At 63.1% G+C, this 25823-nt stretch carries 25 protein-coding genes and 1 tRNA gene; 10 read left to right on the top strand and 16 right to left on the bottom strand.

Features of this window, described 5'->3' with window-relative positions; genetic code table 11:
* The first annotated feature begins 87 nt into the window (after positions 1-87).
* The 3 genes from HY921_08620 to HY921_08610 all read left to right on the top strand — a co-directional run bounded on the left by HY921_08620 (position 88) and on the right by HY921_08610 (position 3811).
* Positions 88-1926: an N-acetylmuramoyl-L-alanine amidase gene (locus HY921_08620; protein MBI5630932.1), complete on the top strand. Its 1839-nt coding sequence runs from the start codon at positions 88-90 to the stop codon at positions 1924-1926.
* Positions 1923-2450, top strand: a complete 528-nt coding sequence (locus HY921_08615) for a thioredoxin family protein (GenBank protein MBI5630931.1) — start codon at positions 1923-1925, stop codon at positions 2448-2450. The genes HY921_08620 and HY921_08615 overlap by 4 nt, the downstream gene beginning before the upstream one ends.
* Positions 2451-2641: 191 nt before the next feature.
* Complete coding sequence (locus HY921_08610; GenBank protein ID MBI5630930.1) at positions 2642-3811, top strand: M23 family metallopeptidase; 1170 nt, start codon at positions 2642-2644, stop codon at positions 3809-3811.
* Here the strand turns inward: HY921_08610 and nth are convergent.
* Both nth and HY921_08600 read right to left on the bottom strand, forming a co-directional pair.
* Positions 3808-4458, bottom strand: coding sequence for an endonuclease III (gene nth, locus HY921_08605; GenBank protein MBI5630929.1), 651 nt, complete (start codon positions 4456-4458; stop codon positions 3808-3810). The two genes, HY921_08610 and nth, sit on opposite strands and share 4 nt — an antisense overlap.
* Position 4459: 1 nt before the next feature.
* Positions 4460-6202: an ABC transporter substrate-binding protein gene (locus HY921_08600; protein ID MBI5630928.1), complete on the bottom strand. Its 1743-nt coding sequence runs from the start codon at positions 6200-6202 to the stop codon at positions 4460-4462.
* A gap of 105 nt (positions 6203-6307) precedes the next feature.
* On the opposite strand from HY921_08600, the gene HY921_08595 reads away from it, so the two are divergent.
* From HY921_08595 to HY921_08575, 5 genes are read left to right on the top strand one after another with little or no spacing between them, the layout of a single operon-like run.
* Complete coding sequence (locus HY921_08595) at positions 6308-6949, top strand: succinate dehydrogenase cytochrome b subunit (GenBank protein ID MBI5630927.1); 642 nt, start codon at positions 6308-6310, stop codon at positions 6947-6949.
* Between the two features lies 1 nt (position 6950).
* Positions 6951-8864, top strand: coding sequence for a fumarate reductase/succinate dehydrogenase flavoprotein subunit (locus HY921_08590; GenBank protein ID MBI5630926.1), 1914 nt, complete (start codon positions 6951-6953; stop codon positions 8862-8864).
* 17 nt (positions 8865-8881) lie between these two features.
* The gene (locus HY921_08585) at positions 8882-9625 is read left to right on the top strand and encodes a succinate dehydrogenase/fumarate reductase iron-sulfur subunit (protein ID MBI5630925.1); all 744 of its coding nucleotides are present in this window, start codon (positions 8882-8884) and stop codon (positions 9623-9625) included.
* A complete protein-coding gene (locus HY921_08580; protein MBI5630924.1) occupies positions 9622-9999 on the top strand; it encodes a peptide chain release factor-like protein in 378 nt (125 codons plus the stop codon). Before HY921_08585 ends, HY921_08580 begins: the two co-directional genes overlap by 4 nt.
* On the top strand, positions 9996-10391 hold the full coding sequence (locus tag HY921_08575) for a DUF2203 domain-containing protein (GenBank protein ID MBI5630923.1): 396 nt from the start codon (positions 9996-9998) through the stop codon (positions 10389-10391). The genes HY921_08580 and HY921_08575 overlap by 4 nt, the downstream gene beginning before the upstream one ends.
* A gap of 14 nt (positions 10392-10405) precedes the next feature.
* Here HY921_08575 and HY921_08570 read toward each other — a convergent pair.
* From HY921_08570 to HY921_08550, 5 genes are all read right to left on the bottom strand, one after another.
* Positions 10406-10478, bottom strand: a tRNA-Pro gene (locus HY921_08570).
* Between the two features lie 123 nt (positions 10479-10601).
* Positions 10602-11306, bottom strand: coding sequence for a hypothetical protein (locus HY921_08565; protein ID MBI5630922.1), 705 nt, complete (start codon positions 11304-11306; stop codon positions 10602-10604).
* A gap of 26 nt (positions 11307-11332) precedes the next feature.
* Positions 11333-11899, bottom strand: coding sequence for a hypothetical protein (locus HY921_08560; protein ID MBI5630921.1), 567 nt, complete (start codon positions 11897-11899; stop codon positions 11333-11335).
* A 24-nt stretch (positions 11900-11923) separates the two neighbouring features.
* The gene (locus HY921_08555; protein MBI5630920.1) at positions 11924-12379 is read right to left on the bottom strand and encodes a tRNA (cytidine(34)-2'-O)-methyltransferase; all 456 of its coding nucleotides are present in this window, start codon (positions 12377-12379) and stop codon (positions 11924-11926) included.
* A 6-nt stretch (positions 12380-12385) separates the two neighbouring features.
* Positions 12386-13660, bottom strand: a complete 1275-nt coding sequence (locus HY921_08550; protein MBI5630919.1) for a PHP domain-containing protein — start codon at positions 13658-13660, stop codon at positions 12386-12388.
* A gap of 176 nt (positions 13661-13836) precedes the next feature.
* On the opposite strand from HY921_08550, the gene HY921_08545 reads away from it, so the two are divergent.
* Together HY921_08545 and HY921_08540 are read left to right on the top strand one after the other, a co-directional pair.
* Positions 13837-14613 (top strand): hypothetical protein, encoded by a 777-nt coding sequence (locus HY921_08545; protein ID MBI5630918.1) that lies wholly within the window; start codon positions 13837-13839, stop codon positions 14611-14613.
* Positions 14610-15821: a hybrid sensor histidine kinase/response regulator gene (locus HY921_08540; GenBank protein MBI5630917.1), complete on the top strand. Its 1212-nt coding sequence runs from the start codon at positions 14610-14612 to the stop codon at positions 15819-15821. Before HY921_08545 ends, HY921_08540 begins: the two co-directional genes overlap by 4 nt.
* Here the strand turns inward: HY921_08540 and HY921_08535 are convergent.
* The 9 genes from HY921_08535 to HY921_08495 all read right to left on the bottom strand — a co-directional run bounded on the left by HY921_08535 (position 15802) and on the right by HY921_08495 (position 25822).
* Positions 15802-16716 (bottom strand): M23 family metallopeptidase, encoded by a 915-nt coding sequence (locus tag HY921_08535; protein ID MBI5630916.1) that lies wholly within the window; start codon positions 16714-16716, stop codon positions 15802-15804. The two genes, HY921_08540 and HY921_08535, sit on opposite strands and share 20 nt — an antisense overlap.
* 12 nt (positions 16717-16728) lie before the next feature.
* Positions 16729-18054 carry a transcription termination factor Rho gene (rho, locus tag HY921_08530; protein ID MBI5630915.1) on the bottom strand — a complete coding sequence of 442 codons (1326 nt, stop codon included), beginning with the start codon at positions 18052-18054 and terminating at the stop codon, positions 16729-16731.
* Positions 18055-18066: 12 nt separating this feature from the next.
* A complete protein-coding gene (locus tag HY921_08525) occupies positions 18067-18687 on the bottom strand; it encodes a dephospho-CoA kinase (GenBank protein ID MBI5630914.1) in 621 nt (206 codons plus the stop codon).
* Positions 18687-19511 carry a rhomboid family intramembrane serine protease gene (locus HY921_08520; protein ID MBI5630913.1) on the bottom strand — a complete coding sequence of 275 codons (825 nt, stop codon included), beginning with the start codon at positions 19509-19511 and terminating at the stop codon, positions 18687-18689. Before HY921_08520 ends, HY921_08525 begins: the two co-directional genes overlap by 1 nt.
* A complete protein-coding gene (locus HY921_08515; protein ID MBI5630912.1) occupies positions 19508-22057 on the bottom strand; it encodes a DNA polymerase I in 2550 nt (849 codons plus the stop codon). Before HY921_08515 ends, HY921_08520 begins: the two co-directional genes overlap by 4 nt.
* A 63-nt stretch (positions 22058-22120) precedes the next feature.
* Positions 22121-22450: a thioredoxin gene (trxA, locus tag HY921_08510; GenBank protein MBI5630911.1), complete on the bottom strand. Its 330-nt coding sequence runs from the start codon at positions 22448-22450 to the stop codon at positions 22121-22123.
* A gap of 66 nt (positions 22451-22516) precedes the next feature.
* The gene (locus tag HY921_08505) at positions 22517-22906 is read right to left on the bottom strand and encodes a response regulator (GenBank protein ID MBI5630910.1); all 390 of its coding nucleotides are present in this window, start codon (positions 22904-22906) and stop codon (positions 22517-22519) included.
* Positions 22907-22911: 5 nt separating this feature from the next.
* Positions 22912-24306, bottom strand: coding sequence for a site-2 protease family protein (locus HY921_08500; protein MBI5630909.1), 1395 nt, complete (start codon positions 24304-24306; stop codon positions 22912-22914).
* 85 nt (positions 24307-24391) lie between these two features.
* Positions 24392-25822 carry a GGDEF domain-containing protein gene (locus HY921_08495; GenBank protein ID MBI5630908.1) on the bottom strand — a complete coding sequence of 477 codons (1431 nt, stop codon included), beginning with the start codon at positions 25820-25822 and terminating at the stop codon, positions 24392-24394.
* Position 25823: the final 1 nt, after the last annotated feature.

Below are 25823 nucleotides of genomic sequence, written 5' to 3'. Positions count from 1 at the left end.
GATGACGAGTCTTTGGTCCCAGCCCGCGCTGGGCCCCAGCCTTGACTTATCGGGCTTCTTTGACTAAAGTTAGGCAGGCTTAAAAACGTGTTCATCCTCCTGGCCTTAGCCGCCGCCGCACAGGCCGCCCCGCCGGTCAACGGGGTGGAGCGCTCCACGGCCCCGATATCCGTGGTCTGGCCGTCCGAAGGGATGACTCTCTCTCCCATGGAAGGGGAATTCATACTAGGCTCGGTCTCGGACCCCAAGGCCCGCTTCGAGATCAACGGCAGCACGGTAGCGCCCCATTCCAACGGGGCCTTCCTGGCGTGGCTGCCCGTCCACCCCGGCACGTTTACCTTCACCTGCTCGCTGGCATTGAAAGATGGCGCCACGACTTTCCAACGGACGATACAAATTGCCTCGGCGGCTCCTCCCTTGGCGGAGGGGCCGCTGGCTCTAGACGCGGCTTCCCTATGGCCGAAGTCAAATGCCGACTTGCGACCAGGAGATTGGATCACTCCCCGCATGCGCGCCAGCCCCGGGCACCCGGCCCGCTACCGAGTGGGCAAACGGCCCTGGCGGCCCCTGAACGAGGCCGGCCCCGGCAATTACGAGGGAGCTTGGCTAGCTCCCCCCGGGGAGACGCTCAAGCCCGCTCCCGTCGAGTACGAGATAGGCTCGGGCTGGTCCGCGAAAAGGGGCAAAAGCGCGGGCGAGGTCTCATTCTCCTCGGAAGCCCCCCCCATCGCGGCGGTGAAAAACTCGGGGGTCATCAAGACAAGCCCAGGATCCGGCTACCTGCTGTTCCCCATGCCGGGCACTCGCCTGGTGACGGCCGGGCGCCTGGGCAATGACGTCAAGCTCAGCCTTTCCCCGACTTTGGAAGGCTGGATGGATTCAAAGGACCTCGAACTCATGACCGAGGGCACGCCTGCGCCCAGGGCTACCGCGGGAACCATCAATACAAGTGCTGCCGGAGAATCCACTTTCATCCGCGTGTCGCTCACGGAGAAAGTCGCCTTCCAGGTCGAGGAAGCTCCGGAGAACGGCACGATGACCTTGCGGCTTTTCAACACGGTGGGCTACGTCAACTGGATCGTTTACGACCCCGCCGATCCCTTGGTGAGGGAGCTGCGCTGGAGCCAGGAGGATAAAACCACCGTGGCCGTGACGGCGCGGCTCGAACCGCGCTTTACCCTTTGGGGCTGGCAGGCGAGCTTCGAGGGCGGAGCCCTCAAGCTCGAATTGCGTCGGGCTCCGGCCATAGATGCCTCCCATCCCCTCAAGGGCCGAACCATCATCCTCGACCCCGGCCACATGCCCTCGGCACCGGGCGCCATCGGGCCCATGGGAAGCCGGGAGATGGATGTCAATTTCGCCATCGCCAAGGCGGCGGAGCGCCTCCTGCGCGAGGAGGGGGCCCTTCCCGTCCTCACGCGCGACACCCCGGACCAAGAGGTCTCCCTCGTGGAGCGCCCGAAGCTCGCGGTTGAGAAGAAGGGGGACATATTCGTCAGCATCCACAACAACGCGCTCCCCGACGGCGAGAACCCCTTCGCCCGGCCCCGGGGATACTCGGTGTTCTACTATCACCCCCATAGCCTGGGCCTCTCCCGGGAGGTCCACCGCGCCTACCAGCAGAGGATTCCCCTACCCGACGAGAACCTGCGCTACGGCAACCTTTTGGTGGCTCGGCTCTCGGCCATGCCGGCCATACTCGTCGAGTCGGCCTACATGATATTCCCCTCGCAGGAAGAGAAATTGAACGACCCTTCCTTCCAGAAGGAGCTTGCCCAAGCCATAGCGGCCGGAGTCAAGTCCTTCCTGGGAAAAGAGGCGGCCAAACAAGCGCCGACGGCGAAACCAGCAGCCCAGCTCGCGCCCAAGGCCGCCCTCAAGAAAGCCCAAGGCCCCTCCTCAAAGCCAAAAAAGAAGCGTCCATGAATTTAGGAGAGAAAGCACCCAACTTTGCCCTCAAGGGCGTTGACGGCAAGACTCACTCCTTGGCCGACTTCAAGGAGGCAAGGGCCCTCGTGGTGATCTTCTCATGCAATCACTGCCCCTACGTCAAGGCCTACGAGGAGCGGCTGGTAGCGGCCCAAGCGGATTACACTCTAAAAGGAGTGCGCCTCGTCGCAATCAACTCCAACGACGCCGTCAACTACCCGGAGGACGGCTTTGCGGAGATGGTCCGGCGCGCCGAGGAGCGGGGCTTTAATTTCCCCTACCTCAGGGACGAGACCCAGGAGACGGCCAGGCGCTACGGCGCCACGCACACCCCCCAGCTCTTTGTCTTCGACGCTGAGCGTGCGCTCGCCTACACCGGGAAGATAGACGACAATTGGCAGAACCCCGAGGCCGCGGCCCGGCACTACCTGCGCGAGGCCTTGGACGACATCGCGGCGGGCAGGCCCGTGCGCCAGCCGCAGACCCACGCCATCGGCTGCACCATCAAATGGAAAAAATAGCGGCGCGAATGAAGTCCTTCACGGACTATCTCTGGTCCGGCCCTACGGTTCAACTGTGGGCGTCCACAGTTAGAGGCAAATCTGGGCGGAAACGGAGCAAATTGCCGCGATCTTGCCTGGGCCCTCAAAAGCCCGTGGTCTTGGACCTTCCTTGGCTTGACAACCCCGGCAATCCAGGCTATCTTTAGCCCATGAAGGCCTTGGAGAAGGCCGCTGCCGCGGCTTTCGTTTTATTGGCAAGCTATTCTCGCGCGGAGAAGCCCGCCAAGGAATTCGAGGAGAAACTAGTCTTCCCAGGCGCCATCCAAGAGACGGTCCACAAGCTGAAGCTCGGGGAGAAGCCCAAGCCGAGCGAGCCCGTTTCCGCGGACCCGGAGGTTGCCTTCGCTCGGGACTTCCACCCGGCCTACCGGCGCCTGGCCACGGGGCGGATAGACAAAATTCTGGACCAGCGCCTGGCCGAGAACGGTCCGGGGCGAGCCAGGGCCAGATACGATTGGCCCGTAGAAGTCAAATCCATAGGCCACACCATCGCCTCCTACCAGCATTACAACAACGACGGCAAGCCCTATTTCCATGGAGGCCTGGATATCCGCGCGGACGCCGGCAGCCCGGTCAAAGCCTCGGCGGGCGGGACCATACTCTTCCTGAACAATTACAGCTCGCATCCCCTTATGTGGTCAGTCGGCATAAAGGACGCGGATGGGTTTATCTGGGAATACGGCCATATCGACGGCCGATCGATCCCGGACGAGCTTTTCAGGGCCTTCAAGTCCCTGAGATCCATCCCCGCCGGAACCTTCCTGGGCAATGTCTGCCGCTGGACAGTGGACAGTTTCGGGGAGCCATTTCATCATATTCATCTTAACGTCGTAGCGGCGGACAACATCCGCATGAATCCGTTCCTCTTCCTCAAGCCCTTGGATGACGGCTCGGCGCCTGAAATCATGGAAATGGCCCTCTTAAAAAAGAACGAACGCCTCCAAGGGTACGAGGTTTCGGGAGACTACAGCATCATGGCTCATGTCCGGGACCGCGTCCTGCATAACAAATTCTACGTTCCTCCCAATGAAACCACCTTTTCCATAGATGGCGGGCCGCCTCAACTGGTTTGGCATTTCGACACAGTGCCGGACCGGACATACATCCATGATTTCTTCGTGCCCGGCCAGGCCTGCGGGGACTACGAATGCCGCCGGCCGATCATAAACCTGGGATTCAAGCGCGGCAAACGGGCCTCCCGCTTTCCTCGAACTCCGGGCAAGCACCGCCTGACCCTCACGGTCAAGGACGACGCCCTCAACGCCGCGACCAAGACCTTCTTCTGGACCGTGCTCCCCGAAGCGGGCGCCAACCCCTAAACCCCGCGCTTGGGGCAGGTCTTGTTGAGAAGACAGTTCGGGCAGTCGGGCAATCTGGCGCGGCAAACTCGGCGGCCGTGCCAAATCAAGGCGTGGCCGAAGTATATCCAATCCTCGCGGGGAATGGCCTTCATCAGATCCTTCTCGATGTTGGCGGGATCCTTGTGGTTCGTCAGCCCCAGGCGGTAGGACAGGCGCTTGATATGGGTGTCCACCACGACCCCCTCGGCCTTGCCGAAGGCCGTGCCCAGGACCACGTTGGCGGTCTTGCGCGCCACGCCGCGCAGCTTCAGGAGCTCCTCCATGCGATCCGGCACTTGGCCGCCGTGCCTCTCCACCAAGGCCCGGGCCATTTCCCTGATGGAGCGGCCCTTGGCCCGGTAGAACCCCGTGGACCGTATGATGGACTCAAGCTCCGCGGGATCGGCCTGAGCGTAGTCCGCAGCCGTCTTGTATTTCTTGAAGAGAACGGGCGTCACCAGATTCACGCGCTTGTCCGTGCATTGCGCCGAGAGGATGGTGGCCACGATGAGCTGAAGGGGGGAGCTAAAGCCGAGCTCGCAGTGGGCGCCCGGATAAAGTACCCGCAGGCCCTCGAGAATCCTCTTGACCCGGGACGCCGCGGCGGGGCTGACCTCGGCGGCCATTTTATTTGCTCAACGGGTAGAAGTAAAGCCCCAGGAACATGGGATTGTCGTAGAAGCCCTTGACCCAGTCCCGCATCACGTAAACCCCTCTCGGATGGATGGTCACGATGGAAGGGACGTCCGCAAAGCCCAACGCCAATATTTTCCGGTAGAGTTCGGCCCTTTTCTTGGGGCTCACCTCGGACACGGCGGCCTCGATCAACCGGTCCATCCCGGGGTTGGAGTAGCTTTGGGCCGAGGGATAGCGGCCGTTGGAGTGGTAGAAGGCGTAGACGAAGTTGTGGGCGTCCGCGTAGTCCGCGTACCAGCCCCTCGAGAATATCGGCATCATCCGGTTCTGGGCCTTGTCGAGGTAGGAGGCCCATTCCACCCCGCGCAGGTCCACATTGAACTTGGGATTCAAGGACTCGAGGTTCTTCTTGAGTATTTGGCACACGGCCAGCCTGTTCTCGGAGCCCACGTTATAGGTGAGGGTGAACTTGAAGCCCTTCTCCCAGGCCTGGCCGCCCCAGGCCCGGCGCAGGTGCGCCGCGGCCTTTTTTAGGTCGTAAACATAATGCTTCTGCCGGGGGTCGTGGCCGGGGATGTTGGGGGGAATCGGGCCCAGGGCCCTCTTCGCGGTGCCCTTGAAGGTGTCGCGCATGAGGGCCTCGTAGTCGAAGGCGTAGGCGAAACCCTTGCGGATATCCGGGTCCGAGAAGAAATCCGGCGGGATGCCCTCCCCGTCGAGCCTGCCCGAGCCGATGTCGGGGTTGGCGGCAGGATTGATCTTAAAGGTGAAGAACAGCGCCGGGTCGGTCACCAGGCGCGGCAGGTGGTCCACCACGCGCACCCCGGGCAGATCCTGGACCTGCGAGAGGAAGGGCCTCGGCACGTCTATGAGGTCGGTGTCTCCGGCCTGCAGCAGGAGCTTGCGCGTCGCAAGCTCCGGGATGGTCTTGATGAGCACTCGCTTTAAAGCCGCGGGCTTTCGCCAGTAGTTCTCGTTCCGGGACAGCAGGACGTACTTGGCGGCTCGGTCCCAGCGCTCGAGTTGGAAGGGTCCCGTCCCGTTCATGTGGTCGAAGAAATAGCTGCGCTCCGCCGCGGGGTTATTGAATTTCTTCCAAGTCTCGGCCGAGCCGTCCCATTCCCCGTGGGCCGCGGCCCAGGCCTTCGGGCAAACATAGGACCAGCGCGCCATGATGGCAAGGAATGGCCCGAAGGGCCGCGCCAGGCGGATCACGAGATCGTTTCCCTCAACGCGCACGGCTTGGGCCGCCTTCTCGAAGTCCAAGGCGATTTGGCCCGAGGCGTCCCGCGTGGAAGTGACCCCCAGGATCGGCTCCAAGAGGAGGGCCGAGGGCCCCCCGGCCGCGTCGGTCAGCATGAAGCGAAGGATCGAGTAGCGGACATCCTCGGACGTCATGGGGGAGCCGTCGTGGAATTTCACCCCGGAACGGATCGGGAAGCGGTAAGTCAGCCCGTCCGGAGAGATCAGGCCGTTCTTTAAGGAAGGAACTGTGGCCGAGAGAGCCGGCACGAACTTGTCCAAGGCCGGGCCGTCGAAGGCGATCAAGGTGTCGTAGACGTTATAGACGAGGTTCTGGCTCGCGTTGACGTAGGGGACCGCGGGGTCCAGGCCGGTGACCTCGTCTATCTGGGCGACGGTGAAGAGGTCGGGATTTATGGCGGCTAGAGCGGGGACGCCGAGAAGGAAGCTAAGACCCAGGCACAACCGGAAATTTCCAGGAAGGAATCTCACCCACCAAGTATATTCCTCCAGGTCCGGAGTGTAAAGGCCGCGAATTGCCCTACTTGTCAATGGAATGTTAGAATGACCCAAGTTTGTCGTTCTTGGGAGGCTTCTATGCGGGTTCTATGCCTTTGGTTTTCCTCCTCCATCGGAAGGAAGTTCCTGGTGGCCCTGGCGGGGCTCTTGCTCTGCGGCTTCCTGGTCGCTCACTTGGCGGGAAATCTCCTGCTTCTCGTCGGGGAGGAAAGCTTCAACCACTACGCCGCTAAACTAGAAAAAAATCCCGCGCTTCTGCCAGCGGAGATCGCCCTGGCGGGCCTCTTCCTCCTCCACATTACTATTTCCTTGAAGCTCCGCTGGGAGAACGCCCTCGCCCGCCCCGCCGCCTACGCCGTGGAGCAGGGCAAGGGAGCACGCACCTGGGGCTCGCGCACGATGGGGTATACCGCGGGCCTGATCCTGCTTTTCCTGGCCGTGCACATCTGGACCTTCAAGTACGGGGACAAGCCCGGGGGCCTCTACAAGCTCGTGATGAGCTCCTTTGGCCGCCCGGCTTACAGCCTCTTCTACGTCGCGGCCATGCTGGGACTGGGCCTTCATCTCAGCCACGGCTTTCAGAGCGCGTTCAAGACTTTGGGGATCGAGCATCCGAAATACAGCCCGCTCATCAAGGCAGCGGGGATCGCCTTCGCCCTGTCCGTGGCTCTCGGCTTCGCGTTCCTGCCCGCCTGGGCGTTCATGATGGGGAGGCGCTGAAATGAAACTGGACTCCAAGATTCCCTCCGGCCCCATCGAGAAAAAATGGGACAAGCACCGCTTCGAGCTCAAGCTCGTCAACCCCGCCAATAAGCGCAAATTCGAGGTCCTGGTGGTGGGAACGGGCCTGGCCGGGGCCTCGGCCGCGGCGTCGCTGGCCGAACTCGGCTACAACGTCAAGGTCTTCTGCATCCAAGACAGCCCGCGCCGCGCCCATTCCATCGCGGCGCAGGGCGGCATCAACGCGGCAAAGAACTACCCCAATGACGGCGACAGCGTCTGGCGACTCTTCTACGACACGGTCAAGGGCGGCGATTTCCGGGCCCGGGAGGGCAACGTCTACCGCCTGGCCCAAATCAGCAACCAGATCATAGACCACTGCGCGGCCCTCGGTGTCCCCTTCGCGCGGGAGTACGGCGGCACCCTCGCCAACCGTTCCTTCGGCGGGGCCCAGGTCTCGCGCACGTTCTACGCGCGGGGCCAGACCGGCCAGCAACTCCTCCTAGGCGCCTACAGCGCCCTCATCAGGCAGGTCGGGCTCGGCCAGGTCCGGATGTACCCGAGGCGGGAGATGCTCGAGCTCGTGGTCGTGGACGGAGCCGCGCGCGGCATCGTCTGCCGCAACCTCGTCACCGGCAAGCTCGAGTCCTACTCCGGCCACGCGGTCCTCCTCTGCACCGGCGGCTACGGCAACGCATTCTATCTCTCCACCAACGCGGCGTCCTGCAACGTGAGCGCCACCTGGCGAGCGCACAAGAAAGGAGCCTTTTTCGCCAATCCGTGCTTTACGCAGATACACCCCACCTGCATTCCGGTCTCCGGCGACTACCAGTCAAAGCTCACCCTCATGAGCGAGAGCCTGCGCAACGACGGGAGGGTCTGGGTCCCCAAGTCGCCGGGCGACCGCAGGCCCCCCGACCGAATCCCGGAAGAGGAACGCGATTATTACCTGGAACGCCGTTATCCTTCCTTCGGGAACCTCGTCCCCCGGGACGTGGCCTCTCGCGCGGCCAAGCAGACGGCCGACGACAAGAGGGGCGTGGGCGAGACGGGCCTGGCGGTCTACCTGGACTTCGCCGCCGCCCTCACGCGCCTGGGACGCAAGTCCATAGAGGAGAAATACGGAAACCTCTTCGACATGTACCACCACATCACCGGGGAGAACCCCTACAAGACTCCCATGCGCATCTACCCCGCGGTGCATTATGCCATGGGCGGGCTTTGGGTGGACTACGATCTCATGACCACCGTTCCGGGACTGTTTTGCCTGGGGGAGGCCAATTTCTCCGACCACGGCGCCAACCGCCTCGGCGCCTCCGCCCTCATGCAGGGCCTGGCGGACGGCTACTTCATCATCCCGGCCACTTTGGGCGGCTACCTCGCCGCGACCAAGTTCGACAAGGTCGAGACAACCCATGGCGCCTTCACGCAAGCCGAGGCAGAGGCCTCTGGCCGCGCCGCCAAGCTTCTCTCCGTTAAGGGAAAACGCACCCCCCTCTCCTTCCACAAGGAGCTCGGCCAAATCATGTGGGACAAATGCGGGATGTCGCGCAACGCGCAGGGCCTCAAGGAGGCCATTTCCTCCATCGCGGCCCTGCGCGGGGAGTTCTGGAAGAACGTCTCTGTCGCGGGCTCCGGAGAGGACTTCAACCAGACCTTGGAGCGCGCCGGCCGCGTGGCCGACTACCTGGAATTCGCCGAACTCCTGGTCAAGGACGCCCTCGAGCGTCGCGAGTCCTGCGGCGGGCATTTCCGGGAGGAGTACCAGACCCCGGACAACGAGGCCAAGCGCGACGACCAGAATTTCTGCCACGTGGCGGCCTGGGAGCACAAGGGAGCCGGGGCCCAGCCCGTCCGGCACGAGGAACCTCTCTCCTTCGAGAACGTCCACCTGGCCCAAAGGAGCTACGCATGAGCCCAGCGCGAAAGTCCATGAACATCACCTTGAGAATCTGGCGCCAAGCGGGCCCCGACCTTCCGGGAAAACTCGTTGACTACCAAGTGCCGGGAGTATCGCCGGACATGTCCTTCCTCGAAATGCTCGACGTCCTCAACGAGCGCCTCGCCGGCCAGGGCCAGGATCCGATCGCATTCGACTCGGACTGCCGCGAGGGCATCTGCGGCATGTGCAGCCTGGTCATCAACGGCCAAGCCCACGGCCCCGAAAGAGGCACGGCGACCTGCCAGCTCCACATGCGGACCTTCCAGGACGGGGACGTGATCACGGTCGAACCCTTCCGCGCCCGGGCATTCCCCCCCATCAAGGACTTGGCAGTGGACCGCTCGGCCTTTGACCGGGTCATGGCCGCGGGAGGATTCATCTCCGTCAACACCGGCAACGCGGCCGACGCCAATGCCGTCCTGGTCCCCAAGGTCATGGCCGACGAGGCCATGGACGCCGCCGCCTGCATCGGCTGCGGAGCCTGCGTGGCGGCCTGCCCCAACGCCGCGGCCATGCTCTTCGTGGCCGCCAAGATCTCGCATCTGGCCCTCCTGCCGCAAGGACGGCCCGAGCAGGCGAGAAGGGCTCTCTCCATGCGCAAGGCCATGGACGAGGAAAGCTTCGGCAACTGCTCCAACGAGACCGAGTGCGAAGCAGCCTGCCCCAAGGAGATCAAGTTTTCCAACATCGCGCGCTTCAACCGCGAGTTCCTCAAGGCCTCCCTCACTGAGTGAATCTGGGCGAACGATTCGACGTCTCTCCAAGCAAGGTCCAGGCCCTTCTGGGGCGCATCCAACGGCTCGGAATCAACCCGCAACTCATCGAGGAAAGCTTCATCCGAGGAGGGGGTAAGGGCGGTCAGAAAATCAATAAAACCGCCAACTGCGTCCAGCTCCACTATCCGCCCTTGGGCATCCGGGTCCGCGTCCAGCGGGAACGCCGGCGCAGCCTCAACCGCTTCCTGGCCCTGCGCGAGCTCGTGGATCAGATCGAGATCAGGATATCGCCGCAGACCTCTGAAAAACTTCGGGAGATGGAGAAGCTGCGCAAGGGCAAGGCCCGGCGCCAAGCCCGGGCCGGGCTCAAATACGCCCCCGCCTCGCGATGAAATACTTTCAGCTGGAGGAAGCCGAGGCCCTGATCCCTGATCTAGAGAAGATATTCAAGGTCATCCTGGAGGGTGCTACCAAGGCCACGGCCAAGGTCAAGGCCCTCGAGAAGCGCGAGGTCCAGGGTAAGGCGTCCCCCGCGGAGCTCGCCATCGAGAAAGCCCAGCTCCAGTTCCTCGTCAACGTCGTCAATGATTCCTTCCAGAAAATCCTTGATCTCGGAGCCTACCCCAAGGGCCTCGACCCCGCTTTGGTGGATTTTCCCTGCCGTTTGGGCGGCAAGGAGGTCTATCTCTGCTGGGAGGTGGGCGAAAAACGCATCACGCACTACCACGGGCTCGAGGAAGGCTTCGATGGGCGAAAGGCGCTGCCGCGGCCCTTGATGCATTGACCACCGGGGCAGATTCGGGGTACTCAGGGTCGAACTGAGAACCTCCTGGTCCCAAACCAGGCGCTCTGCCAATTGAGCTATACCCCGGGAAGCAGATTATAGCATTCCGTCGGGAAAACAAATGGGAAGCGCGGCGCGGGGGTCAGCCGGCCCTCCGCGAACGGACTTATTCACCAAACTCCGCCGCGAAGTTCGGTGGATAACTTCCCGCTACCAGCTCTTGGGCTTGAGCTTTTGGCCGTCAAGGAGGATGCCCTCCGAGCCGCCGGGGCCGAGGGGCTTGAATTTGAGGCGACGGACCTCCTCGGAGGCCTCCTGCCCGCCCCCGAGCACAGTCGATCTTCCTCCGACTCCCTGGGCCATGAAGGCGCTGGCCTGGCTTTTGACGCGCAAAATCATTTCGCCCTTTTTCACCTCGAACTCGCCTCTTTCTCCGGTGCGCGACCCGGAAATGACTGTCGCATGGTAAAAGGTGCCGTCCTCGTTGAAGTCCCAGGTGTGGAGAAGTCTTCCTTCCATGCGGTAGTAGCGGCCGTGGAATTCAGAGCCCCGCACGGGTGGAGCCTCTGCCTGGCTCGGCGCACCCGAAACGCCGGACTTCTCCTCGCCGCGCGCTTGCGCCGGAGCAGATGCGGCATTCGTTACCGGCGTCGGCTCGGATGCCGACGCCAGTTTCTCGGCCACCGCGGCGCGGCCCGCGTCCCCCTTGTCGCGGTAATAGCGGGCGAGCCTCGTCTGGATGCCCCGGGCGTCCTCGAGATCGCCCTTGCGGTGCTCCTTGACCATCTCGGAGATCTGCTGCTCGAGGAAGGTCTCGGGCGGGGAAGCAAAGCCGGAAAGATCGAAGCTCTCGAGGTCTCCGTAAGCGCCGGCCGCCAGGCCGGCGCAGAAGAGGACGCCCAGCAGCATCTTCATAAACTCTCCCTATTTAATCGTTCAGACTAATCATTCAAACTACGAAATATGACGGACAGCCCCCCCGAGTCCTCTGGGGAGGCGAGATAGGGCCCGAGTTCCGTGGCCTCGGCCTGTCCAACGGCGGGCAGCGCAATCCCCCGCTGGGGACCGAGACCCACCTGGCCGTCCCGCACCATGGCCTGGAAGACCAGGCGCGGCTCGCCCACGTCTTGGGGATCCATGTTCACGGCCTTGGAGAATTCCTTGGGCGGAATGGGGCACTCCATGACCACGGAGATGCCCTTGCCGATCAGGAGGTTGATGTTGGCCTGCAGGGCGCCATTCCTGGCCTTGCAGGTGAAGGACCAGGCCTTGGAGTCCTTGCGGATGACCTTAAGGGAGAGCCTGGAATCTCGGGAAAGAGCCCTTTCCTCCAAAACCAGACCGAAGGACAGGTCCGCTTCATAATGCTTCCAGCCGAAGCGGTCAGCGAACTCGATGGGCTGGCCGCGGGGCATGAACTTTCCCTGGTCTCTCAGCCGATAAATCGGCTCAGCCGCCAGTGGAGCGGTCAAAGCGCCTAACAACAGGGCGAGCGGGGCGAGTCTCATGGCGGCACAACAAGGATAGGCTCCTCAGGTTACAGCTTTATTTCGGCGCAGGCCCTCGTAGAGCGCCACGGCCGCGGCGGTGGAAAGATTGAGAGAGCGCACGGCCCCGGAAATGGGTATGCGGTAGACGCGATCCTCGTAGCGCTTCAAAAGCGCGTCCGGCAGGCCGCGGGATTCGGAGCCAAATATGAGGAAGCTGCCCCGTTCAAAGGGAGCTTCCCACAGAGTGCGTGCCCCCCTGGTGGAGAAAAATATGAGTGAGGCGTTCTCCGGGAGAGAGTTTTCAAATGCCGCGAAGTTTTCGTGGCGGACGAGCTTGAGGCTCGTCCAGTAATCCAGCCCCGAGCGCCGAATTTGCCTCTCTTCCAGTGAAAATCCCAACTTGCCCACCAGGTGCAGAGAGCTCCCCGTGGCCACGCAGGTCCTTCCTATGCTGCCGGTGTTCCAGGGGATCTCGGGATCGCACAGGACGACGTTCACAGCGCCTCAGCGCTGGCGCCCTTGCAGGGCCGCCAAGGCTCTGCGCTGAGGCTCCCGGAGCGCCTCCAGAAGCTGGTCGGCCAAGATTATGGGCATATGGATGGCAAGATTGTTGAGGCGCGTGTCCATGCCGTGGAAATCTCCGCCGTTGCCGGCCAGGAGATTAAACTCATCGACCCAAAGCAGGTACTGGCCCGCCTGGTCGTCGGCGCGCCGGGGATTGTCTCCCACGGGCCGGTAGACCTCGATGCCGTTAACACCCATGCCGAGCACGCTTTTGATCTTCTTCAATATATCCGCGGGATCGTCGCCCCGGATCGTGTAGGGATGATTGAGGAAGGCCAGGCCCCCGGACGCCCTGACGATGCCTAATATCTCCTCGGCCTTGGGGTCATTGGGATCCCCGGCGCTGCCCACGACGTCGGGGGTGAGATACGTGGTGTAAGCCTCGTCCACGCTGTGGATGAGCCCCCTCTGGACCAGAACCCGGGCCAAATGCACGATCTCGATGGTCCCGCCTTGATTGAAATAGGACTGGGCGATCACTTCCTCGATGCTGATCGCGACGTTCTTGAGCTTTTTCAATTGCTGGATGAAGGTATGGGCCTTGCGCAGGCGGATGGCACGGATGCGGGACAGGAGCGCGACGAGGCCAGGATTAAAAATGTCCACATCCAAGGCTCCGATATGAATACCCCGCTCGGCGCTAAGCTCTATGCCCGGGTGGATGCTCATCCCGAGTTCCATGGCCTTTCTCCAAGCCCGCTCGACCCCAGTGACTGTGTCATGGTCGGTGAGGGCGAATTCCCGGACTCCCGCCCCATGCAGGGCCGCGACCACATCCTCTGGCTCCAAGCTCCCGTCTGAGAAGCGGCTGTGGAGGTGAAAATTGGCCTGCGCGGTCCAAGCCTGCGGATGCGTCGCGCGCGCGGAGGGAAGTAAATGAACGAGATGGCCGGGAACGATGAGCGGGTTGCCTTCATGGTCGGTCGGAATCTCAAAGGTATCTGAATGGAGGGCGCAGGGAATATCCCCATCGAATAGCGGCCCGAGCGCTCCCCAAGACTCGAGCTTGGGACGCGCACGCGGGCGTATATCACCGACCGGGAAAAGCTTGAGCCCCGCCTGAAGGATGCGCACCGGAGGCAGGGCAATGGAAGGGCTGTGCAGCCGGAGATCGGGCGTGGCAGGCCTGAACTCTCCGGAAACGGCTCCCGAGGCCGAACTTGGGCCGTTCAGCAATAGAAGGCAAACGCCCAATCCCCGCACAGTCATTTTCATAGGCTCGCGGCATCTTATCGAAGATGGGGCAAGGCCCCATGGGTCCAAAGGTCCAAGCCCCCTAACGCTGAAGGCCCATGCTTGCGTGGGCCCCTTGGCCCTATTTTAATCCTGTTTCCACCCTTGCCAATTCCGAGAATTGGGGCTAAACTGCTCTTATTCGGGGGGAAACACCTATGCCTTCCCAAGGGCGATCCGGGAGCCAAGGGGGCTCCTATGAGATCCTTTCTCCTTTAAAAGAAAAACTGGAGGAGCTGGCGCGATCCAACAGCGAACTCGAGATGTTCGCTTCCGCAGCCTCCCATGACCTGCAGGAGCCCCTGCGCAAAATCATCGCGTTCGGAAACCTCCTAGAGAAACACCTGGGCGCTGGGCTCGACCCCACGGCCAAGCATTTCCTCCACCGCATCCGCAGCTCCGCCGGGCGCATGTCCGAGCTCATCCAGTCGCTTTTGAAGCTGTCCCAGGTCACGCGCGACCGGAGAGCGCTCATCCCGGCGGACCTAAACCAGGCGCTGATGGAAGCTCTTGACGACCTCCAAGCCCCCCTGGCCGAGGCCAAGGGATCCGTCATTAGAGAGACGCCGCTGCCCGTTCTCGAGGCCCACCCCGCGCAAATGCGCCAACTCTTCGCCAATCTCATCGCGAACGCCTTGAAATTCGCGCGCCCGGAGGAGCCGGCCATGATCCGGATCTCGTGGAGCGCCCCTGAAGTGGGCTTCGCGGAGATAACTGTCACCGACAACGGCATCGGAATCGAGGAGAAGAATCTCGAGAGGATATTCCATCCCTTCGTGCGTCTCCACGGGGGCGATCGCTACCCCGGACACGGCATCGGGCTCGCCCTCTGCCGGAGGATCGCGCTCCGGCACGGAGGCTGGATCTCCGCCCAAAGCCGGCCCGGGCACGGCTCGATCTTCCGAGTGACCTTGCCTATGCGGAGAAGCGCATGAGCCAAGAAGCGTTGAAGATACTGGTCATCGAGGACGATCCCGAGTACGTCGAGATCATCCGCCTTTGTCTCGACGAGCCGGACTCAATGGGCATGAAATTTAAGATCACGCACGCCGACCGGCTTGACGCCGGCCTCGAACTCCTCGAAAGCGGCTCCTTCGACGCCCTCCTCCTCGACCTCGTGCTTCCCGACAGTCGAGGAATCGAGACCATGCACCGGATCTCTGCCCGAGGGCCGCAGATCCCGATCCTGGTCACGACCAATATGGGCGACGAGTCCCTGGCCTTCGAGGCCATGCGCCTGGGCGCCCAAGACTATATGGTCAAGGCCACCTCGGACTCGAGGCTTCTCAAGCGCTCCATTTGGTACGCGGTGGAGCGTCACAGGCTGCAGCGCCAGTCCATGGAGGAGCTGCGCAAGCTCGAGCAGCTCAAGGCCGAGATCAAGGAACAGCGTAAAATGGACCAGCTCAAGGATGACCTCATCGGCACGGTCTCCCACGAGCTGCGCACGCCCTTGAGCATCGCCATGGGCGGCGTGGACAATTTGGGCGAGGGCCTGCTGGGAGCCCTCTCTGGCCAGCAGAAGGAAACCTTGGCTCTGGTGGGCAGAAACCTGTCGCGCCTGGCCAGGATGATCAACAACCTCCTCGACATTTCGCGCCTGGAATCCGGCCGCGCGCGGGCCAGCCGAACGACGCTGGACTTAAAGCCCCTGTTCGAGGAAGTCCTGGCGGGACTGCGCCTTTCCCGCGACGAGCTTGCCGGGCGGATCGAGATTCGCTGTGAAACGCCCCATGAGCTCGCCAAGGTCCATGCCGACGGCGAGCTGATCTCGGAGGTGCTGGGAAACCTCCTCGACAACGCTCTGCGCTTCGCCGCCTCCAGCGTCATCCTCAAGGCCACTCCCGCCGGCGCTCCGGCGGGAGTGCTGGTGGAGGTGATCGACGACGGCCCGGGAATCCCGGCGGAGATGCTCGCCGATCTCTTCAATAAGTTCGTGCAGATCAATCGCCCCAAGGGAGGCAGCGGCTACCGCGGAACGGGCCTGGGTCTGGCCATCTGCAAGGAAATCCTCGAACTCCACGAATGCGCGATAGGAGTGGACAGCTCCCCGGGCAAGGGATGCCGCTTCTATTTCCGCCTGCCTTTATTCGCCCCGGAGAAATCCCAAACCGATCCCGCCGTCAGCGGCGGCCGATCTTAGCCCCCGGATTGACGGGTTTGCCGTTCCTGTCGCGCACCTCGAAGTGCAGGTGGGGGCCCGTGGAGAGGCCGGTCGAGCCCACGCGGCCGATCAAAGTCCTGCCGCGCTGCACCGCGTCGCCAGGCTTGACGCATATCTTGGACAAGTGGCCGTAGCGGGTCGTGGCCCCGTCGGAGTGCCGTATCTCTATGAGCATCCCGTAGCCCTCGTGCCAGCCGGCCTCCACGACCTTGCCGCTCCGGGAGGGATAGACGGGCGTCCCCCAGGGCCTGGCGATATCCAGGCCATCGTGGAACCTGAGGCGCTTGAGCACCGGGTGGTAGCGGGTCCCGAAGCGGGAGCTGATGCGCCCCCAGCCCCAGCCCTGGAACGGGAATCGGTAGGTGTCGAACAAGACGATGACCTTGGGCAGGAGGACCTTGTCGCCCCGAGAGAACTCGTAATCGCCCAGGAGGGCGCTGCCGGGCAGGCGGTTGGCCAAAACCACGGATTCCTTGAATTTTTGGGCCTGGGCCCGGCCGCGGTAATGCTTGGCCGCGATTTGGCTCAAAGTCTCCTTCTCTTTCCTGACCTCGTAGAGCTGGCCGTCCTTGTTGTGGACCATTATTTTGCGCCCGGGGTTCAAGATCAAGAGCTCCTCGTTGTTGGTGGACTGCAGGCTCATCGTGGTGGTGCCGTACAGGGCGGCCAGGGCCCCGACGCTGCCCTCGCCCCGGGAAATCCTATGCTCGGAGTAAACCAGCCTCTTGAGCTTCCTGAACATCTCGGAGTCCGGCTCCTCGGGCCCAGCCGGCGTCAGGACGCAGTAGCGCTCCCAGGCGCGCAGGCCCGGCTGGGCGGGTTGGGCCGCGGCCGGGAAAGGGCCTAAAAGAGCTAAAAGGGCGAGAGCTCCCATGAGAGGCACTATTTAGCTAAGGTTCGAGATTTCCATGGATTTGAGGAAGTCCTTGTTGGACTTCGTGGCCAGAAGCTTGTCGCGCAAAAGCTCCATGGCCTCCACCGAGCCCAAGGGAGCCAGGATCTTGCGCAAAATCCACATCTTGTTGATCTCGTCCTCGGTCAGGAGGAGCTCCTCCTTGCGGGTACCGGAGCGGTTGATCTCGAAGGCCGGGAACATGCGCCGGTCGGCGAGCTTCCTGTCAAGGTAAACCTCGCTGTTGCCCGTCCCCTTGAACTCCTCGAAGATGACCTCGTCCATGCGGCTTCCGGTGTCCACCAAGGAGGTCGCTATGATGGTGAGGCTTCCCCCCTCCTCGATGTTGCGCGCGGCCCCCAGGAAGCGCTTGGGCCTCTGGAGAGACGTCGCCTCCAAGCCTCCGGAAAGCACCCGCCCGCTCGATGGGGTGATGGTGTTGTAAGCCCGCGCCAGGCGAGTGATCGAGTCGAGCAGGACCACCACGTCCTTGCCGAGCTCCACCCAGCGCTTGGCCTTCTCGAGCACCATCTCGGCCACCTGTACGTGGCGCTCGGCCGGCTCATCGAAAGTGGAGGAAACGACCTCGCCCTTGATGTTGCGCTGCATGTCCGTGACCTCTTCCGGGCGCTCGTCGATCAGGAGGACCATCATGATGACCCCTGGATGATTGGCCGCGACGGCGTTGGCGATTTTCTGGAGAATGACGGTTTTGCCGGTCTTGGGCGCGGCCACGATGAGGCCCCTCTGGCCCCTCCCGATGGGAGCGATGAGGTCCATAAGCCGCGTGGTGAGCTCGGTGCGCTCGCCTTCGAGGACGAACTTCTTGTCCGGATGCAGCGGGGTCAGGTTGTCGAAGAAGGTCCGGTCCTTCAAGGTCTCCGCGTCGATGCCGTTGACCTTCTTCACCTGGAGGAGGGCGAAGAAGCGCTCCCCATCCTTGGGCGGCCGCACGAACCCGGCGATGGTGTCGCCCTTGCGCAGGCCGAACTTCTTGATCTGGGAGGGAGAGATGTAGATGTCGTCCGGGCCGGGCAGGTAGTTGTAGTCCTGGGAGCGCAGGAAACCGAAGCCGTCCGGCAGTATCTCGAGCACCCCCTCGTCATAGATCATCCCGTTGGCCTTGAGCTGCCCCTCCAAAATCTTGGCGATGATCTCCTGTTTGCGCAGGCCGGAAATTCCCTCGAGCTTAAGGTCCTTGGCTATGGCCGTCAGCTCCGGGATGGTGAGCTTGGCGAGCTGGGTCACATCCAATTGCTTGGTGGGGAGCTGCTGCGGCGTCTGCGGGGGCGGCTGGACCGGCTTGGTCGTGCTTTCCATGGGTTCCTCCACTTACTTCCCCGAGCGGGCGCTTGCAGCGCCCAAGCTAAGGAGCTCAAAGGCCTTGTAATACTGCCTGACCTGCGACTTCAAATCTTGAAGGCTGCGCTCGTTGCGGATCACGACGTCCGCCAAGGCCGCCTTGCGGCCGAGAGGCCACTGGGCCTCGAGCCGGCGCAGGGCCTGCGCGCGGGAAAGCCCCCCCCGGGCCATGAGCCGGCGCAGTTGAAGGGAGCGGTCGGCCCATACCAGGACCGTCACGTCGAAAAGCCCCACGTGCCCGCCCTCGAAAAGAAGGGGAACGTCCACCACGGCCACGGAAGCCTTGCTTCGGGCCAGGCGCCGGCGCATTTCCCCCAAGATCAAGGGATGGAGCAGGGCCTCCAGGCGCTTTCTGGCAGAGCGGCTGGAGAACACGATTTCGCCGAGCTTTCCCCGGTCGATCTCGCCTGAGAGGCGCAAGACGGCATCCCCGAAGGCCCGGACCACGCGTCGGTAGCCGGGCCCTCCCTTGCGGCAAAGCTCATGGGCGATCTCGTCTAGGCACACGCCGCGGGCCCCCAGCCGGGAGAACTCCCTCAAGGCCGAGCTCTTGCCGGCCGCAATGCCTCCGGTCAGCCCCACCACCAGCATCAGTGCTTCTGCCTCTCGGAGTAGCGCCTCATGATCTCGCGCTCCTCCTCGGTGAGAGAGTCAAGGCCGCTGGCCAATATCTTGTCGAGAACCCGGTCCACTTCCTCCATGGCCGCGCTTTCCCCGGGAACCTCGGCCCGGACCCGGCCGGCTCGGCGGGCCTGCCTCTTAGGCGGAGCCTGCGGCCCCAAACCCTTCCAGAAAGCCTTGGCCCGGATCTTGACCTCCCACCACCAGCGTATATAGAGGTAGCCAGTCACCATCCCTCCCAGGTGGGCCAGGCGGGCGATGCCGGAATTGGCCTGGGAGGCGACGCCGAAGAACTCCACGAGCCCGAAAAGGATGGCCATGTGCGCCGCCCGCAAGGGGATCAAGAAATACAGATAGACCACCGCGTCGGGGTAGAGCATGGCGAAGGCCACCAACAGGCCGTAGATCGGGCCGGAGGCGCCGATCACCGGGACGCTCGAATGAGGGGAAAGCGCCGCCGTGGCCAAGGCCGCGCCCAGCCCGCACAAGAGGTAATATTTGGCGAACTCGCGCCCCCCCCATTGGGATTCCACCGGCATTCCGAACATCCACAGAGCGAAAAGGTTGAAGAGGAGATGGACCCAATTCTCGTGGATGAAAAGATAGGAGATCGGCTGCCAAATCCAGCGGTCCTCGATCACACGGCGCGGCACCAGGCCGAAAAGCTGGTAGAACTGGGGGCCGACGAGGAGGCTGGCCAGGAACACCGCGACGTTGGCGGCGATCAAGACCCTGATGACGGGAGGAAGGTGGCGGAAATTAATGGGCTCGTGGCCGAATACCCGTGAACTCACTTAAGCGGCTCCATGTCCTGCCAATTGGGCCCGGCCTTGGCGCAGACGACCAAGGGCACGCTCAAAGACACCGCGCCCTCCATGGCCTTGGCGGCCCAGGCCGCGAATTCCCTCTCTTGGCCCAGGGGAACCTCGAAGAGAAGTTCGTCATGTATCTGCAGGAGCATCTTGGCCCGCGCTCCCAGCCCCTCGTGGACCTTGAGCATGGCGAGCTTGATGATGTCGGCCGATCCTCCCTGGATCGGGGTATTGCGGGCCGCCCTCTCGGAGAATTGGCGAAGGACCGTGTTCTTGGCGGCGATATCCGGCAGGAGGCGCAGCCGCCCCAGGAAAGTCCTAACCAAGCCTTCCTCCCGGGCGCGGGCCAGGTTCTTTTCCATCCACTCAGCCACTCCTTGGTAGCGCTCAAAGTATTTTTTGATTATCGAGGCGGCTTCGAATTGAGGGATGCCCAATTCCCCGGCCAGGCCGAAAGCGGTTTGTCCGTAGACGATACCAAAATTGACCGCCTTGGCGCGACGCCTCATCTCCGGGTCCACATCGGACGGGGACGCGCGGAAAATCTCGCAGGCCGTGCGCAGGTGGATGTCCTCGCCGCGCTCGAAGGCCGCGAGGAGGACCTGGTCCTGGGAAACGTGGGCCAGGACCCGCAGGTCGATCTGGGAATAATCGGCGGAGACCAGGCAATGCCCGGGCTTGGCGATGAAGGCCCTGCGGATCTTTTGGCCCAGGAGGGAACGGATGGGTATGTTCTGCAGGTTCGGGTTCAAGCTCGAGAGCCTGCCTGTCTCGGTGCCGGTCTGGTCGAAATGGGTATGGACCCGCCCGGTCCCGGAATCCAAGCGGGAAAGGAGGCCGTCTATATAGGTGGACTTGAGCTTGGAGAGCTCCCGGTACTCGAGCACCTTGGCCGGGATCGGATGCGCGGCCGAGAGAATCCGCAAGGCCTCCTCGTTGGTGGAGCGCCCTCCCCCGGCGGTTTTCCCGGCCACTGGCAGCCCCAGCTTGTCGAACAAAAGCTCGCCCAACTGCTTGGGGGAATTGACGTTGAAGGAAAATCCCGCGAGTTGATCGAGCTCGTCCTTGCGAGAGGATATCTCGGAGTCGAACTCTCCGGAAAGGCGGCGCAGGTAAGGCCCATCCACCGCGACCCCCTCTCTCTCCATCTCCAGGAGCACGCGGACCAAGGGAAGCTCCATACCCTCGTAAAGCTTGAGCACCCCGGCCTCGTCCATGCGCCTCAGAAGCTCCAGGCGCCGCCCGGCCCGGCCCGCGCGCAGGCGCAAGAGGTCGCGCCAGCCCAGGCGCCCGCCGTCCGCGGCCTTTGGGTCGGGAACGCGCGCCGGGCTCAGGCAGTAAGCCGCGAGTTTGGCGTCGAAATAAGGAGGGGCCATCTCGATGCCGAGGGAGCCCAGGCATTCCATAGTTTCCTTCAAATCATAGGTCGCCTTGATGGCCTTGCCCTTTAAAACGCGCAGAAGTCGTTCCCGGCAGGCCGCGGCCTGGCCTGCCTCCAGAACGGCCAGACTCCCCTCGGATAGGCCGAAAGCCAGATAGTCATGGCCGTCCTCCTTCTGGACCAGGACGGAGAATTCGTTTGCATTGGCCAGGAGAGGCTCGATTTTCTCCCACGGGACATCATGGCACAGCTTCTCAGCGGAGGAGCTTGCGGGAGCCGAGCTCCCGGCAAGCTCCTTTATTAGGGTATGAAACTCCAGCCGGCCGAAAACCTCCAGGAATTTGTTGTTGGGAGCCGAGGGAACCCCGCAGGCGTCGAGCTCGAGGGCTACCGGAGCGTCTTCCCTGAGCCGCAGAAGGGAAAGGGCCTCGCGCAGGCTCTTTTCCCCGGCGGACAGCGCTTGCGCGAGCTTGGGGGCCATGCCGGGATGGCGGGATTTCGCGGCGTCGAGCAGGCTTTCCACCGGGCCAAATTTCTTGAGGAGCTTCACCGCGCCCACCGGGCCCACCCCGCGCACCCCGGGGATGTTGTCCGAGCTGTCCCCGACCAAGGCCAGATAATCCACGACCGCCTCCGGCCCCACTCCCAGCTTGGCCTCTATCTCGGCCGAGTCCATCCAGATACCCTTGGACGCGTTGAACACCCGTATCCCGGGCCTCACCATCTGGAGGGCATCCTTGTCTCCGGTCACGAGCACGCACTCGAGGCCCTCCTTGGCCCCGCGGCAGGCCAAGGTCGCCATCACGTCGTCGGCCTCGTAGCCGGGGCATTCGACGCAGGCCAGCCCCATGGCCGACACCATCTCGCGGGCGGACTTGAGCTGGCTCAGGAGATCCCCGTCTATCTCCCTGCGGGTCGCCTTGTACTGGACATAGGCCTTGTGCCGGAAAGTAGGCTCGGGGGTGTCAAAGCAAACGGCCAGGCGCTCGGGCCTGTCCCGCTTGATGAGCTGGAGGAGCATGCGGGCAAATCCGTAAAGCGCCCCCACGGGTTCGCCCTTGGAGTTGGTCAGAGGCGGCAGGGCATGGTAGGCCCGGTGCAGGTAGGCATGGGCGTCCACCAGATAGAACCGCGGGGATTGGGTCATAAAAAAGTGGCGACTTAAGCGAGGAAGGACCCCGGGGCCGCTCAGTAAAGCGAGAAACTCGGCCTAGACCGCGGCCAGAAGAGAATCAAGGGTCTTCTTTATCTCCGCCTTGGAATGAACGCCCACCATTTGCTCGGCGACCTTGCCTCCCTTGAAAAAGAGAAGAGTGGGAATGGCCGATATCTTGAAGCGCCCGGCCGCGTTTGGGTGCTCGTCCGTGTTGATCTTGGCGACCTTGATCTTCCCGGCGTACTCCTTGGCCAGTTCCTCGACCAGAGGGGCGAGCATTCGGCAGGGACCGCACCAGGGAGCCCAGAAATCCACAAGCACCGGCTGGGCGCTTTGGATCACTTCCTTGTCGAAAATTTCATCGGTGAGCTGTATTTCAGCCATGAGGAATCTCCATCTTGGGGATATTGCCGTGAGGTTGTTATATGATAGCAGGAGCCCCAAGCGCTGTCAAGAAGACGGGTGCCTGAGCAAGAACTCAATCTCCTCCCAAAGCTTTTCCATGGTCACCGGCTTGGGCAAAAAGAAGGTGGCCCCCGCGAGCAAGCCCTCCACTCGGTCGCGAGGGTCGCTGTACTGGGCCGAGGCCGACACGAACATGACTGGAGTGTTCTTGAAGGGCTCGAGCTTCTTGATGCGCCTGCAAAGGTCGAAGCCGTGCATGTCCGGGAGATTCACGTCCAAGATGATGACGGACGGACGGCAGCCGCGCAGGACTTTGAGCCCCTCCTCACCGGTAGAGGCCCCCTGCACCTCCACTCCCCTCAGAGACATCACATCGATGAAGGTATCGCGGAAATGCGCGTCGTCCTCCACGATGAATATCGAAACGTTGGTCATGGTCTTCATCGGAGAACCCGCCAAAATCCGGCCAAAGCAGCCGCCGAGAGCGCGACCAGGACCCCCGTCCCCATCGTGGAGCCGGCCAACCCCAATAGGAGGGCGCTGGACTTGAGCACCATCCAGCCCCCTATCCCCGTCGTCGCCATGACAGCCAGCAGGACATAGAAAGGAACCCAGCGCAAAAAGCCGGCGCTGTAGAAATCGAGGATCTCGCCGGCGATGGCGGGCGGCAGAAGCCCGACGACCTTCGAGCCGTCCAGCGGATGAAACGGAACCAAGTTGAACAAGGTCAAGGTCACGTTGACGACCGTGAAAAGAGAGGCATAAGCCGCCGCGACATGCCCGCCCAAGGATGTCAATGCGGCGAAAACGCCGGCCCCCAGGACGGCCAAGCCGGCATTGCCCAAAGGACCGGCCACCGCGGCCTTGGCTTGGTCCCGGATCGGGTCCTTGAACTTGCGCGGTTCGGGTTCGACGGGGTTGGCGACCCCCAGCATCCAGCCCATCAGCGAAAAGAACAGCATGGGGAGTATGACGGTTCCCCAGGGATTGATATGCGTCCCCCAATCCTTGGGATTGAGGCTGCCGCGATTGTCAAGCACCGGCTGATCGTCTCCCAGCCGACGGCTGAGCCTCGCGTGAAGAATTTCATGAAGAATCAAGGAGAAAGCCATGGAGGCCTCAAAGAAAAGAGCCGTCCCGAGGTCTTGGTGCGAAAGATGCTCGAGCCCCGGAACCGCGGGCGCCGCGGCTAGAAGTGCCATCGCGAAAAATGCGCCCCCGCCGTTCCGGCTCTCGTCGCCGTAACCCACGTAGCCGCCGCCGAGACCGCCGCCATCATGGAAACCGATGAAGCCCGAACCGGCTTCACGAGGGCCGCCCATGCCCGCGTCGGGCCCGAAGTCGCTGCCGGAGTTCCGCTCCGGCCAGACCGGCGCCCCGGAAGGGAAGGCCGCCGCTGTCTCCTCAAGGCCTACGGCCAACGCGGAACCCTCGGCATGAACTTCCCCAAAAATCCGTCCGGAATCTCCTCTCAGCATTTCCGCCGTGATGTTCCCGCCCGACCCGCTCAACCTCAGCTCCCGGCGCTCCGACAAGGCCGCCAGGCGCGCCATGGCCTCGAGTCGCGCGGGCGCGGGCGCCGTATTTAAGGGAAGCCGAGGCTCAAAAGGCAAGGAAGCGCTGCCCAAGTGGAATTTGAGCTCGCGCAAGCCGCCAAGCCCGCCGGCAATCCCGGCATCCGCGCCTCCGTTCATTGGAGGCAAGGCCATGCGCAGAATTTGCGGCGCTCCCGCAAAAGAGCGAAAGGTCCCTCCGGCGAAGGCCTGGCCGGCCGGGGATCCAAGAAGGAGGGCTCCGGCTAGAGCGAGGCGCGACAGCGACAATTTAGGCTTCATTGTCATTTCGGCGACTGTCTCATTATATCCGCGGCCTTTGGAGCCCATACGGGTCTAAGGTCCCAGAGCTCGCTCAGCATTAGACCTAGAGCTTGCTGGGACTCGCGCCCGGCTCCACGACCCTGTCCCGGCCGAGCTCCTTGGCCCGATGGAGCAAGACCTCGGCCAGGACCATGGTCAGGCCCCAGGCCCGGCTGCCTCCGCATTGGCTATCAAGGATCGGAGCGACCGCGATCGAAACCGTGACCCCGAGAGCCCTCTTGATTGCCAGACGAATCTCCTCGGCGAAGCCCCTCGGATCGGAATGCCGGGACATGATGATGAACTCCTCGCCGCCCAAATGGACGGGCAGGGCCTGGTCCGCGGAGCCCTCGGCCAAAATTTTCCCCACCCTGGACAGGATCTCATCGCCCTTTTGCTCCCCCAGGCGCGGCCCGAGTTCGCGCCTCAAGCGATCGTTGAGCGCGCCGAAATGATCCAGGTCGAGCGCAAGATAATGGCCGAACTCCCCGGAGCCCAGAAGCCACCCCATGTTCTCGGCGAACCATCGGCGGTTGAGAAGACCGGTCAAGCGGTTGCGATAGACGAAGGCGTGGAGCGCCAAGCGGGCGGCGCCGTCCCGCATCCGATCCAAAAACGAAGCCGGATCCGGACCGGCCCTTAGGGAGCGATGAGACGCGATATCGCCGAGGGACTCCCGGTCAAGCCGGTCCAACCTTTCCCTCCAATGGGGACTGGCCGACTTCAGCCGGCTTTCGAAAGCCCTCGCCGCAAGCAAAGTCGCGCCCTCGAGCCTTGACGCCGCGGCTTGATTGCCTCCGGCTTGCTTGGCGGCTCGCCGCGCGGCTTCGGCGGCCTCGAAGGCCAGGAAATAGCGCTCTTGCGCCGAGGAGCCGCGGCCGAGCGCCGCGATTCCGATGGAGATGGTCCCGGGGAACCGCCGGTCGCCCAGTTTGCGCTCCACGGCGGCGCGCAGATGCTCGGCCACCTCCTCGGGCGCCTCCGGGCCGTCCTTAAGGAAGGCCGCAAAGCCCGTGGGGCTGCGCCGCAGCAGGACAGCGTCGCGGCCGAGGAATTCCCCAGCCACCGCGCTCAAGGCCTTCAAGGACTCGTCCCCGGCCTCATGGTCCAGGGCATCGTTGATCTCCTTTAGAAAATCAAGCTTGAATACGAGCAGGGCGGCGCTTGCCTTGACCAAAGACCCCAGGTGCTCCTCCAAGTAGAGGCCGTTGTAGAGGCCCGTCATCTGGTCCCTGTAGCCGGCCCGGCGAAGCGCCGACAGACCCCGCCGCGACAGAGCGCGGCTGCGCCTGGCCGCCGCCAGCAGACGGCGAAAAGGCGCGCGAAACCGCGCCGCCTCCTGAGAAACGCCCTCGAAAGGCCTGCCGACCGGAGCGGAAAGCCCGGGAGAGGAGAGAAGGCTTAGAAGGCGCACGCGGCCCTGCGGTCTCGACTCGGCTCCGGCGGCCCAGCCGCCGCAAACAGTCAAGAAGGCTGCCGCCAGAAGGGCCTTCATG

The organism is Elusimicrobiota bacterium, from assembly GCA_016218575.1.
In the GTDB taxonomy this organism is placed as follows: domain Bacteria; phylum Elusimicrobiota; class Elusimicrobia; order UBA1565; family UBA9628; genus JACRDN01.
Note: the sequence above shows the minus strand (reverse complement) of the source record. Positions and strands in the feature narration are given on the sequence as shown.